The following is an 11,159-nucleotide window of genomic DNA, read 5'->3' as shown; positions in this document are numbered from 1 at the left end:
GATCCCCGCCGCTGCCCGCGACCGGGCAGACCTGCTGCCGTCAGGGGCGGGTCCCGGGCCGGGCGCCGTACGGTCCCCGGACGGGCGGGCGGCGCTCTGTGTCGCGGCGCCGCTGGGCCTCATCACCTCCGCCCAGTGGCGTCTGCTGACCGACACGGCACTGCACGACGGCAGCGGCGAGCTGCGGCTGACCCCTTGGCGGGGTGTGGTGCTGCCCGGTCTCGGCCCGGACACCGCCGCGGTCAAGGCGGCCGAGCTTGCGGCCGCCGGACTGATCACGGGGCCGGACTCCCCCTGGCACGGGGTGGGGGCGTGCATCGGACGCCCCGGCTGTGCGAAGTCCCTGGCGGATGTACGCGCCGACGCCGCGCTGGCCATCGGCCCGGGGCACGGCCTGCCCGTGTACTGGTCGGGGTGTGCACGGCGCTGCGGCCACCCGCAGGGCGACCGGGTGGACGTGGTCGCCACGGACAACGGTTACGAGGTCTCCGTACGCGGCGAACGGCTGCGCGACACCATGAACGACCCCTCAGAGTTCGCCGCCACAGTGGCGGAAGCCCGGACCACACCCCTCACGCAGTGACGAAATGAGCGAGAAGACAGTGTTCGACTACGAGAAGGACGGCCCGGCGATCTACCGGCAGTCCTTTGCGACCATCCGCGCAGAGGCGGACCTCTCGGGACTTCCCGCCGACGTCAGCCAGGTCGCCGTCCGGATGATCCACGCCTGCGGCATGGTCGACCTGGTGCGCGATCTGGCCTTCACCCCGCAGGTCGTGGCCCGCGCCCGTGCGGCGCTGCGCGCCGGGGCCCCCGTGCTGTGCGATGTGGCGATGGTCGCCAGCGGAGTGACCCGCAAACGGCTGCCCGCGGACAACGAGGTGGTGTGCACGCTGTCCGACCCGTCCGTGCCTGGTCTCGCGACTGAGCTCGGCACGACGCGGACCGCGGCGGCCATGGAGCTGTGGCGCGACCGGATGGAGGGCGCCGTGGTGGCTGTGGGCAACGCGCCGACCGCGTTGTTCCGGCTCCTGGAGATGGTCCGCGACGGTGCGCCGCGTCCCGCGGCCGTCATCGGGGTGCCGGTCGGTTTCGTCGGCGCGGCCGAGTCCAAGGACGCGCTCGCCGATGCCGTACACGGGCTCGATCATCTGGTGGTGCGCGGGCGGCGCGGCGGGAGTGCCATCGCGGCGGCCGCGGTCAACGCCCTTGCGAGCGAAGAGGAATGAACAGCAGCATGAGCGAGCAGAGCACCGGACGGCTGTACGGAGTCGGGCTCGGCCCCGGTGACCCGTCGCTGATGACCGTACGGGCCGTGGAGGTCATCGCCCAGGCGGACGTCATCGCCTTCCACAGCGCCCGGCACGGCCGGTCCATAGCCCGGTCCATCGCGGCCGGGCACATCCGCGCCGACCACATCGAGGAGGCGCTGGTCTACCCGGTCACCACGGAGACCACCGACCACCCCGGCGGATACCGGGGCGCGATGGAGGAGTTCTACGCACAGGCGGCGGCCCGGCTGGCCGCACATCTCGACGCCGGGCGCACGGTCGCGGTGCTCGCCGAGGGCGATCCGCTCTTCTACGGCTCGTACATGCACATGCACAAGCGCCTCGCGGACCGCTACCCGACGGAGGTGATCCCGGGGGTGACCTCGGTGAGCGCGGCCGCCGCCCGGCTCGGTGTGCCGCTCGTCGAGGGCGAGGAGGTGCTGGCGATCCTGCCGGGCACACTGCCCGAGGAGGAGCTGACGGCACGTCTGGCGTCGACGGACTCCGCGGTGGTCATGAAGCTGGGCCGCACCTTCCCCGCGGTGCACCGGGCGGTCGAGCGGTCGGGGCGGATGGCCGAGGCCCGCTATGTGGAGCGCGCCACGATGCCCGGGGAGCGCACCGGTGAACTGGCGGACGTGGAAGCGGGATCGGTGCCGTACTTCTCGGTGGCGGTGCTGCCGAGCCGTGTCGGTGCGCCCGAGCCGGTACGGGAACAGGGCGATGTCGTCGTGGTCGGCACCGGCCCCGCGGGCCCGCTGTGGCTCACGCCGGAGACCCGGGGCGCGCTGGCGGCCGCGGACGACCTGGTCGGCTACACCACGTATCTGGACCGGGTTCCGGTCAGGCCGGGGCAGCGGCGGCACGGCTCCGACAACAAGGTGGAGTCGGAGCGCGCCGAGCTGGCCCTCGACCTGGCCAGGCGGGGCCGGAAGGTCGCCGTGGTGTCCGGTGGTGATCCCGGTGTGTTCGCCATGGCCACCGCCGTACTCGAGGTCGCCGCCCAGGACGCGTACCGCGATGTTCCGGTGCGGGTGCTGCCGGGGGTGACGGCCGCCAACGCGGCGGCGGCCCGTGCGGGTGCGCCGCTCGGGCACGACTACGCGACGATCTCGCTCTCGGACCGGCTCAAGCCGTGGGAGGTGATCGCGGAGCGGCTGCGGCACGCCGCGTCGGCCGACCTGGTGCTCGCTCTGTACAACCCGGGCTCGCGTACCCGTACCTGGCAGGTCGGCAAGGCACGTGATCTGCTGCTCGAACACCGGTCACCCGATACGCCCGTGGTGCTGGGCCGGGACATCGGCGGCCCGGAGGAGAGCGTACGGATCGTGCGTCTCGGGGCGCTCGATCCGGCCGAAGTCGACATGCGCACGATCCTGCTCGTGGGCTCGTCACAGACGCGGACCGTGCGCAGGGGCGACGGTGAGGAGATCGTCTGGACTCCCCGGAGCTACCCCGAGGGGTGAACCGGTGCGGGTCTCCGGGGCCGCCGGCGGACAGGGCTCGGGCCGTGTCCGCCGGGGTTCAGGCCGTGCCCGCCAGGTCCCTCACCCAGCGGACGGCTTCCCCCGGGGTCCCGGCGACCCGCACGCCTCCGGGAACGGCGGGCCTGCGGACGACCACCACCGGGAGACCGGCCTCCCGGGCCGCGGTGAGTTTGGCCGCGGTGGCCGGTCCCCCGCTGTCCTTGGTGACCAGCACATCGATCCGGTGGTCACGCAGCAGCGCCCGCTCGCCGTCCAGGGCGAAGGGGCCCCGGTCCAGCAGGGTCTCCATGTGCCGCGGGTACGGGGGGTGCGGAGCGTCGACCGACCGCACCAGGAACCAGAGCCCGTCGAGCGCCGCGAACGCGGCGAGGCCCATCCGCCCGGTGGTCAGGAAGATCCGCCGTCCGAGCGCGGGCAGCAGCGCGGCGGCCTCTTCCAGGGAGTCCGCCGGATGCCAGTCGTCGGCGTCCCCCGCCACCCACCCGGGCCTGCGCACGGCGAGCAGGGGAACATGGGCGGTGGCAGCGGCCGAAGCCGCGTTGAAACTGATGGTTCCGGCGAAAGGATGGGTCGCGTCGATGAGCGCGTCGACCTCGTGCTCGCGCAGCCACTGCGCCAGTCCCCCGGCTCCGCCGAATCCGCCGATGCGGATCTCTCCCGGCGGCGGCACGGGCCGTGCGACCCGGCCGGCCAGGGAGCTGGTCACCCGGACCCCGGGGTGCAGCTCCGCCGCGATCCGCCGGGCCTCGGTCGTACCGCCGAGTATCAGTACGTGCATCGGAGCCTTTCATGGCTGAGGGGGACGGTGGCCGCAGCGCCCAACTCAAGCACACCGGGCTGCGGCCGGGCTGGACGACCGGGGCCTGCGCGACGGCCGCCGCCACGGCCGCCTACACCGCGCTGCTCAGCGGCGAGTTCCCGGACCCGGTGACGGTCACCCTGCCCAAGGGACAGACACCGTCGTTCGCGCTGGCCGTCGAGGAGCTGCGCGACGGGCGGGCGACCGCGGGTGTGGTCAAGGACGCGGGCGACGATCCGGACGTCACCCATGGCGCGCTGGTCCGGGTCACCGTACGGCGGCTGCCGCCGGGCTCGGGGGTGGTGTTCAGAGCGGGCCCGGGTGTCGGCACGGTCACCCGCCCCGGGCTGCCCCTCGATGTGGGCGAGCCGGCCGTCAATCCGGTGCCGCGCCAGATGATGCGCGAGCACATCGCACGTGTCGCGGAGCGCCACGGCGCCGGCCCGGACGCCGAGCTCACCATCGGCGTCGACCACGGTGAGGAGATCGCCCGCTCCACCTGGAACCCCCGGCTGGGCATCCTGGGCGGCCTGTCCATCCTGGGGACGACCGGCATCGTGGTGCCCTACTCCTGCTCGGCGTGGATCGACTCGATCCGGCGCGGAGTCGATGTGGCGCGGGCGGCCGGGCGTACCCATCTGGCCGGGTGCACCGGCTCCACGTCCGAGCGGACCGTCGTCGCCGAGTACGGGCTCCCCGAGGACGCCCTGCTGGACATGGGGGACTTCGCGGGCGCCGTGCTCAAGTACGTGCGGCGTCACCCGGTGGACCGGCTCACTGTCTGCGGTGGCTTCGCCAAACTCTCGAAGCTGGCGGCGGGGCATCTCGATCTGCACTCCGGCCGTTCCCAGGTGGACAAGGGCTTCCTGGCCGGCCTGGCCCGGCGGGGCGGCGCGGGGGAGGCACTGGCCGCGGAGGTGGCCGGGGCCAACACCGGACTTGCCGCGCTGCAGTTGTGCCGCGCGGCGGGGATCCCGCTGGGCGATCTGGTGGCCGTGGCCGCCCGCGACCAGGCGCTGTCCGTGCTGCGGGGCGCGCCGGTGGCGGTCGACGTCATCTGCATCGACCGCGCGGGCGGTGTGGTGGGCCGCAGCTCGCTCTAGTTCCCGGGTCAGGCCCGCACCCGCAGCCCGTACGCGGGCAGGGGCAACGGGGCGTTCACCGCGTCGTCCACCGGTGGCCGGGAAGAAACCGCACATCGTACTGGAGCGGGACGGTGGCGAATTTCTCCGGCGCGGGCACGACGGGTTCCTGCGGCAGGCCGAGCTGCTCGGTGGGTACGCCGAGGTTCTCGAAGAACCGCTCGAAGGTGCCGCCCGGCCCTGCGGCGACTCCGACGACCTGGCTGTGGTGGCGCTCGATGCGGTAGGCGTGCGGGCAGTTCTTGGGTACGAAGCCGAAGTCGCCGGGGGCGAGGAGCTTCTCCTGCTGGCTGCCCCCGGTGTCCTCGACGAACACGCGGACGGCGCCGGCCGTCACATAGAAGACCTCATAGGTGTCGGGGTGCAGATGGGCCGGGATGATGTCGCCCCTGGGGCCTTCGACGGTGAAGAAGTTGAAGGTGTTCTCGCTCTGCTCACCGCCCGCGTAGACGGTGACCAGATCGCCGAAGAGGTGGGCGCGGTCCCCCTCGCCCTTCTCGACGAAGTACGGCTTGCCGGGCTCGGGCGGAATGCGCGAAGCCCGCCGGTAGGCGGTGGCGTACTCGATCGTCATGGGTTCCTCCCGGACTCGGACAGCGCATGTCGGGCAGAGCGAATGTCAGGTAGCCTGACACGATGGTTCGCCGCATGGCAACCCGCCGGTCCCGGCCACGGACCGGCCCGACCCCGCTGTGAGGAACAGATGCCCGCCGCCGGCCGCACGCTCTCCCAACTGCTGACCGGAGCCCGGCGCTGGTTCGAGGAGGCACTCCTCGCGACCCTCGAAGAGGCCGGCGCGGCCCCGGTGTCACCGGCCCAGGCCCACCTCTTCGCCGTACTCGACGAGCAGGGCACCACGGTGTCCGAGCTGGCCCGGCGGATGGGGGTCGCCCGGCAGACCGCCCACCAGGCCGTCCATGGCCTGGTGACGGCCGGGCTGCTTGAGCAGGTGCCCCACCCGTCCTCGGGCCGGCAGCGGCTGATCAGGCGCACCCCGCGGGGCGAGCAGACCCATCACCGGGCAGAGCTGGTCCTGGGACGGATCGAGGACGAACTCGCCGGCCGGATCGGCCGCCCGGCCGTCGACGCCCTGCGCGCCGCCCTGGAGAAGCCCTGGGGGCCGCCTCCCGTACTGCCACCGCCCGTACTGCGGCCGTGCTGACGGCAGGGGCCGGAGGGGCGGGACGGCTCAGGGCAGCCCGAGTGGTACGCGGCGGACCGCCCGGCCTTCGGTGTCCAGCAGCCATCCGATGCGCTTGACCGAGCGCAGGGCCACGGTGCGGTCCCTGATCTCCAGCTCGGGGAAGCGTTCGGCGAGCGACGTCTCGAAGGGGCCGACACCGCTCAGGCCGTGGAGCCAGACCGAGATGAGAAGGTTCTGCGGTCCGCTCACGGACGCGCACATGCGTACCTGCTCCATGCGGGCCACCGCGCTCCCCGTCGCTTCGAGCCGGCCGTACGGGACGGTGCAGCGGAGGATCACCATGGTGGACAGCCCCGCCAGGGGCAGGGCGAGGTCGCAGCGGAACGAGATGTTGCCGGTCCTGATCATGCGCTGGAGTCTGCGGCGGGCGCTGTGTTCGCTCATCCCCGTCGCCGCGCCGAGCTGGGTGTAGCCCATTCTTCCGTCTTCGCCGAGCGCGGCCTTCAGGGCCCGGTCCTCGGGCGCCTGCTCGGCGAGCGACTGAGCGCTGTGGCCGGGCCGCTGGGGTGGACGGGAGGCCGCAAGGCCCGTCCGCAGCGCGGGCTCCAGCGCCCGCATCCGCCAGTCGGCGCCTTCCCCGAAGACGGTGACGGCCACGCGGATACGGGTGGAGCGCACCCCGGGAAGCCCGCCGATGACGCGGTGCACGGCCTGCCCGAGATGCGTCAGGTCGGCGGCTGCGACGGACACGAACAAGTCGAAGTCCCCGGCCGTCACATCGATGCCGAAGACCCACGGCAGGCCGGCCACCGCCGCGCTGACGGCGTCGACGGATCCCGGTCGGCAGCCGATCTCCACATAGGCGAGCGTCGCGGCCTCGGGTGCGTCGTACGCGGTGATCCAGGCCAGCCCTCCGGCCCTCAGGCGTTCCCACCGGCGGGCCGCGGTCGTCGCGTCCACCCCGGTGGCCTGCCCGATCCGGTTCCAGGGTGCTCGCGGGGCGGACTGCAGCGCGTCCACGAGCACCAGGTCGGTTTCGGACAGGCGGCCGCGGGAATCCCGCGAATCGCCTTCGGCCGAGAGGCTTTCCTGCATTTCGGGCCCTCCTCCGTGTGCAGGCCGGAGGGTGGGGGCGGTCGCGGCCACCGTCCGGTGACGGCCACTGTAGAGAGGAGCGCCGTGCCTGCTCTGTGCCCTGTCCCGAGCACCGCCGGCGCCGCCCCCTCCCCGGCCGCGTCCCCCTGCCGGTCCCTGGTCGAAACGGAGCCCTCATGACTGTTCCCGCCACTCCCCTGCTCACCGGTCTTGCGGACGGACTGCCCGCCCTGCGCGAGCTGTACAAGGATCTGCACGCGCACCCGGAGCTGTCCCTCCAGGAGGTGCGCACCGCGGGCATCGCCGCGGGCCTGCTGCGTGAACAGGGCTGGGAGGTCACCGAGAAGGTGGGCGGCACCGGCGTCGTCGGGGTGCTCAGGAGCGGGGAAGGCCCGGTCGTCCTGCTGCGGGCCGACATGGACGCCCTGCCGGTGCTGGAGGAGACCGGCCTGCCCTACGCCTCCACCGTGACCGGCAAGGACCGCGAGGGCGAGGAGGTGCCGGTGATGCATGCCTGCGGACATGACATGCACGTCACCTGTCTGCTCGGTGCCACCGCGCTGCTCGCCGCCAACCGCGGGGCCTGGCGGGGCACGGTGGTGGCCGTGTTCCAGCCCGCAGAGGAGATCGGCGGGGCCCCGGCCATGATCGAGGACGGTTTCCTCGACCGGTTCCCCCGCGCCGGGATCTGTCTGGGCCAGCATGTGGCCCCGGCCCCGGCCGGCTTCGTCGGCACCCGGCCAGGACCGGTGATGGCCGCGTCGGACAGCCTGCGGGTACGGCTGTTCGGGCGGGGCGGTCACGGATCCATGCCCGAGACGACGGTGGACCCGGTGGTGCTGGCTGCCGCGGTCATCATGCGGCTGCAGACGGTGGTGTCGCGCGAGGTCGGCGCCGGCCGGACGGCGGTGGTCACCGTGGGGTCCGTCCACAGCGGCACCAAGGAGAACATCATCCCGGACACCGCGGACCTGAGGATCAACATCCGGTCGACCACCGCTGCGGTACGGGAACAGGTGCTGGCGGCGGTCGAACGGATCATCCGCGGGGAGGCCGCCGCCTCGGGCGTGGCGCGGGAACCCGAGATCGAGCAGCTGAACAGCTTCCCGGCCACGGTCAACGACCCGGGGGCCACCGGCACGGTGCAGGCCGCCCTGGCCGCGGCGCTGGGCGAGGGGCATGTCTTCACCCTGTCGCAGCCCGTCCCCGCCAGCGAGGACTTCGGCACCTTCGGCAGCGCGCTCGAAGTGCCCTCCGTCTTCTGGTACTTCGGCGGCACGGACCTGGCCCGCTTCGAGGGCTTCGCCCCGGACGGCATCCTGGAGAACGGGGTGCCCCCGGAGATCCCCAGCAACCACTCGTCCCGGTTCGCCCCCGCGATCGACCCGACCATCGAGGTGGGTGTGGTCTCTCTGCTCGCCGCGGCCGCACAGTGGCTGACGCCTGCGGACGGCGGCTGAGACAAGGCGGGACCCGAAGGCTGCTGCCGGGAGGGGCGGGCTACCCTGCGGGTCTCTCTGCTCGCCGCGGCCGCACAGTGGCTGACGCCTGCGGACGGCGGCTGAGACAAGGCGGGACCCGAAGGCTGCTGCCGGGGGGCGGGCTACCCTGCGCCCTTCTCGGGTCTCCGTCCCCAGGCGGTGAGCATGCCGGCCGACAGCGCGGCGCACTCGTCTGACCCGACATACCGGACCGCCAGGTCGATGGCCTCGTCGTCGACCAGCCCGGTGGCGAGCATCGCCGCTCTGCTGCGCTCCCAGGTGTCCGCCCAGAACCGGCTGATGGCGCTGCCCGCCACGAGGGGCGGCACATGGATCTCGGCGGCGACGGGCCTGAGCCCCGCCGCGCGCAGCAGCTGCGGGTAGGACGGCACCCAGGCGACATCAGTGCCGATCGTGGTCCGCAGCCCCTGCCACATCGCCCGCATCACCGCGGTGTACGGGGTGCCGGGCGTACGGTCGCTCGTCAGGTCGACCGCGTCACTGAGCACCAGGACCCCGCCGGGCGCGACGAGTTCGGCCAGGGTCCTGATCAGACGGTCGCGCTCGGGCAGGTGCATCAGTACGAAGCGGGCGTGGACGAGCCGGAACCGGCCGGAGACGAAGTCCGGGGCGGTGATGTCGGCCTCCAGTACGTCGAGTCCGGGCGGGGGCCGCTCTCCGATGAACCGGACGTCGCGGTCCACGGCGAGCACACTCGCCACCCCGGCCTCGGTCAGCAGCCGGCGGGAGACCGTGCCCGTCCCGGCACCGACGTCGAGGCAGCGCCACCCGGGGCCGGCCCCGACAGCGCGCAGCCGCGCCATGGTGATGTCGTCATAGGCGAGGGCCCCGAAGTCGATGCGGTCCCCCTCGCCCGGCTGCCCGGGCCGGAAGAATTCCTCGCCGTAGCGGCCGCCGCCCGGTGCTCCCCCGCCCGGAGCCGGGGTCACATCGCCCCCGGCGCGGGCGGGTCGCCCTTGGCGGGTTCCTTTGCCCGGGCGGCGTGTGGCTGAAACGGCGGGGCGCCTGACGGTTCCATGACCGGGCCTCTCCACGGTGGGGCGGTGCCGGGCGGTCCGTACCGGAGCCGCCGCCCACCGATCGTCCACCGGCGCCCGCCCCAGCGGCCGAGGCGCGCCGTGCCTGAGCCGATCAGCCCCGCGCGACGAGGTGCCGGATCACTCAGGACAGCTCAGTGCTTCCTTCTGCAGTTGCACCGCGGCCACCAGGCTCAGCTTGGGCTCCGCCTGGCGCAGCGCCTTCACCGCGGCGACCGAGCCGATGTCGCCGGTGAAGCCGACGGCTGCAAGACGGGAGCGCACCCAGCGGGCGCGCAGCCCGCCCTCGGTGGCCGCGGCGGTGGACTCCACGAGTGCGGCGGCGCGTTCCAGGCCGGGGAGCTCCTCGGGCGATGCCTCGGCCAGCGCCTGGCGCAGGGCCTCAGCGACCAGGTCCGCGTCCCGGATGACCAGCAAGAAGTTGTGCTTTCGGTTCAGTCCTGCCATAGCTGCCATGTGGATCACCGTGCCGGTGCTCCTCGCCGGATGGCAAGGAACTTGAGGAATTCGAGAGGAAGCAGGCGGGGCGGGCTCCGGGGTCAGGAAGGTGCGCCGACGCCGGGACAGCCCTCAGCAGGAATGCCGCTCCCGCTCCGGCGAGTAGAGGTGGCTGTCGCCGAACTGTTCGGCGCCGAGCGTGCGGCCGACGATGATGACCGCCGTACGCAGGATTCCCGCTTCGGCGACCTGGCCGGCGATGGTGTCGAGGGTGCCGCGCAGCACGATCTCATCCGGGCGGCTGGCCAGGGCCACGACGGCGGCCGGGCAGTCGGCGCCGTAGTGCGGCAGCAGCTCCGCCACGACCCGCTCGGCGTGCTGGGCCGCCAGGTGCAGCACCATCAGCGCACCGCTGCGGCCGAGTGTGGCCAGGTCCTCGCCGTCCGGCATCGCGGTGGCGCGCTGGGCGACACGGGTGAGGATCACCGTCTGGCCGACGGTGGGGACCGTCAGCTCGCGCTTCAGGGCCGCGGCCGCGGCGGCGAAGGCGGGAACGCCGGGCACCACCTCGTAGTTGACCCCTGCCGCGTCGAGCCGGCGCATCTGCTCGGCCACCGCGCTGAAGACCGAGGGGTCCCCTGAGTGCAGCCGGGCGACGTCCTGGCCCGCCCGGTCCGCGCGCACCAGTTCGGCGGTGATCTGGTCCAGGTCGAGCTGCGCGGTGTCCGTCAGCCGGGCGTCCGGCGGGCATTCGGCGAGCAGTTCACGCGGCACCAGGCTGCCCGCGTAGAGGCAGACACCGCAGGACGCGAGCAGACGGGCGCCGCGCACCGTGATGAGGTCCGCGGCGCCGGGTCCTGCGCCGATGAAGTACACGGTCATCTGTCTTCTCCAGAAAGGGGGTACGGGTTCTTCTCGACGGCCCACTGGGTGACCGGCATGGCCTGCCGCCAGCCGGTGAAGCCGCCGACGGGCACGGCGTGCGCGACGGCGATGCGCACCAGGTCGCCGCCGTGGGTGCGGTAGCGCTCGGCGAGGAGCGCCTCCGACTCCAGGGTCACGGTGTTGGCGACGAGCCGCCCGCCGTCGGGCAGGGCGTCCCAGCACGCGTCCAGCAGACCGGGGGCGGTGAGTCCTCCCCCGACGAACACCGCGTCCGGTGCGGGCAGTCCGGCGAGGGCGTCCGGGGCCGCGCCGGTGACGACGCGCAGCGCGGGGACGCCGAGCCGGGCGGCGTTACGGGC

At 73.4% G+C, this 11,159-nt stretch carries 11 protein-coding genes and 2 pseudogenes; 6 read left to right on the top strand and 7 right to left on the bottom strand.

Annotated elements, in window-relative coordinates:
* The 3 genes and pseudogenes from G3I19_RS29735 to G3I19_RS29725 form a co-directional block, all read left to right on the top strand.
* Positions 1-583 (top strand): annotated as a pseudogene (locus tag G3I19_RS29735) (cobalamin biosynthesis protein CobG); the annotation flags it as partial.
* A 19-nt stretch (positions 584-602) separates the two neighbouring features.
* Positions 603-1,229 carry a precorrin-8X methylmutase gene (locus G3I19_RS29730; protein ID WP_164266816.1) on the top strand — a complete coding sequence of 209 codons (627 nt, stop codon included), beginning with the start codon at positions 603-605 and terminating at the stop codon, positions 1,227-1,229.
* A gap of 8 nt (positions 1,230-1,237) precedes the next feature.
* Positions 1,238-2,737: a precorrin-2 C(20)-methyltransferase gene (locus G3I19_RS29725; protein ID WP_164266815.1), complete on the top strand. Its 1,500-nt coding sequence runs from the start codon at positions 1,238-1,240 to the stop codon at positions 2,735-2,737.
* A gap of 58 nt (positions 2,738-2,795) precedes the next feature.
* On the opposite strand, the gene G3I19_RS29720 is transcribed toward G3I19_RS29725, so the two are convergent.
* Positions 2,796-3,536: a cobalt-precorrin-6A reductase gene (locus G3I19_RS29720; protein ID WP_164266814.1), complete on the bottom strand. Its 741-nt coding sequence runs from the start codon at positions 3,534-3,536 to the stop codon at positions 2,796-2,798.
* An 11-nt stretch (positions 3,537-3,547) separates the two neighbouring features.
* Here G3I19_RS29720 and G3I19_RS29715 point away from each other — a divergent pair, with 11 nt between their 5' ends.
* Positions 3,548-4,660, top strand: coding sequence for a cobalt-precorrin-5B (C(1))-methyltransferase (locus G3I19_RS29715; protein ID WP_164266813.1), 1,113 nt, complete (start codon positions 3,548-3,550; stop codon positions 4,658-4,660).
* A 55-nt stretch (positions 4,661-4,715) separates the two neighbouring features.
* On the opposite strand, the gene G3I19_RS29710 is transcribed toward G3I19_RS29715, so the two are convergent.
* The gene (locus G3I19_RS29710; protein ID WP_164266812.1) at positions 4,716-5,273 is read right to left on the bottom strand and encodes a quercetin 2,3-dioxygenase; all 558 of its coding nucleotides are present in this window, start codon (positions 5,271-5,273) and stop codon (positions 4,716-4,718) included.
* A 129-nt stretch (positions 5,274-5,402) separates the two neighbouring features.
* Here G3I19_RS29710 and G3I19_RS29705 point away from each other — a divergent pair, with 129 nt between their 5' ends.
* The gene (locus tag G3I19_RS29705) at positions 5,403-5,861 is read left to right on the top strand and encodes a MarR family transcriptional regulator (protein ID WP_164266811.1); all 459 of its coding nucleotides are present in this window, start codon (positions 5,403-5,405) and stop codon (positions 5,859-5,861) included.
* A gap of 27 nt (positions 5,862-5,888) precedes the next feature.
* Here G3I19_RS29705 and G3I19_RS29700 read toward each other — a convergent pair whose 3' ends face one another.
* The gene (locus tag G3I19_RS29700) at positions 5,889-6,938 is read right to left on the bottom strand and encodes an AsnC family transcriptional regulator (protein ID WP_164266810.1); all 1,050 of its coding nucleotides are present in this window, start codon (positions 6,936-6,938) and stop codon (positions 5,889-5,891) included.
* Between the two features lie 176 nt (positions 6,939-7,114).
* Between G3I19_RS29700 and G3I19_RS29695 the strand changes: the two genes are divergently transcribed.
* Complete coding sequence (locus G3I19_RS29695; RefSeq protein WP_164266809.1) at positions 7,115-8,398, top strand: amidohydrolase; 1,284 nt, start codon at positions 7,115-7,117, stop codon at positions 8,396-8,398.
* A gap of 143 nt (positions 8,399-8,541) precedes the next feature.
* On the opposite strand, the gene G3I19_RS29690 is transcribed toward G3I19_RS29695, so the two are convergent.
* The 4 genes and pseudogenes from G3I19_RS29690 to G3I19_RS29675 all read right to left on the bottom strand — a co-directional run.
* Positions 8,542-9,369 (bottom strand): class I SAM-dependent methyltransferase, encoded by an 828-nt coding sequence (locus G3I19_RS29690; RefSeq protein WP_164266808.1) that lies wholly within the window; start codon positions 9,367-9,369, stop codon positions 8,542-8,544.
* A 228-nt stretch (positions 9,370-9,597) separates the two neighbouring features.
* Positions 9,598-9,933 (bottom strand): hypothetical protein, encoded by a 336-nt coding sequence (locus G3I19_RS29685; protein WP_164266807.1) that lies wholly within the window; start codon positions 9,931-9,933, stop codon positions 9,598-9,600.
* Positions 9,934-10,047: 114 nt separating this feature from the next.
* Positions 10,048-10,797 (bottom strand): precorrin-4 C(11)-methyltransferase, encoded by a 750-nt coding sequence (gene cobM / locus G3I19_RS29680; RefSeq protein ID WP_164266806.1) that lies wholly within the window; start codon positions 10,795-10,797, stop codon positions 10,048-10,050.
* Positions 10,794-11,159: pseudogene (locus G3I19_RS29675) on the bottom strand (cobalamin biosynthesis bifunctional protein CbiET); the annotation flags it as partial. The gene cobM and the pseudogene G3I19_RS29675, both read right to left, overlap by 4 nt.

The organism is Streptomyces sp. SID10853 (assembly GCF_010548145.1).
Lineage (GTDB): Bacteria > Actinomycetota > Actinomycetes > Streptomycetales > Streptomycetaceae > Streptomyces.
The sequence above is the reverse complement of the archived record's forward strand: the minus strand, read 5'-3'. Positions and strand labels throughout refer to the sequence as shown.

Coding starts and splice junctions, on each gene's coding strand:
- G3I19_RS29700 (WP_164266810.1), bottom strand. CDS start 6,938: ATGCAGGAAAGCCTCTCGGCCGAAGGCGATTCGCGGGATTCCCGCGGC.
- G3I19_RS29715 (WP_164266813.1), top strand. CDS start 3,548: ATGGCTGAGGGGGACGGTGGCCGCAGCGCCCAACTCAAGCACACCGGG.
- cobM (WP_164266806.1), bottom strand. CDS start 10,797: ATGACCGTGTACTTCATCGGCGCAGGACCCGGCGCCGCGGACCTCATC.
- G3I19_RS29695 (WP_164266809.1), top strand. CDS start 7,115: ATGACTGTTCCCGCCACTCCCCTGCTCACCGGTCTTGCGGACGGACTG.
- G3I19_RS29705 (WP_164266811.1), top strand. CDS start 5,403: ATGCCCGCCGCCGGCCGCACGCTCTCCCAACTGCTGACCGGAGCCCGG.
- G3I19_RS29685 (WP_164266807.1), bottom strand. CDS start 9,933: ATGGCAGCTATGGCAGGACTGAACCGAAAGCACAACTTCTTGCTGGTC.
- G3I19_RS29725 (WP_164266815.1), top strand. CDS start 1,238: ATGAGCGAGCAGAGCACCGGACGGCTGTACGGAGTCGGGCTCGGCCCC.
- G3I19_RS29720 (WP_164266814.1), bottom strand. CDS start 3,536: ATGCACGTACTGATACTCGGCGGTACGACCGAGGCCCGGCGGATCGCG.
- G3I19_RS29710 (WP_164266812.1), bottom strand. CDS start 5,273: ATGACGATCGAGTACGCCACCGCCTACCGGCGGGCTTCGCGCATTCCG.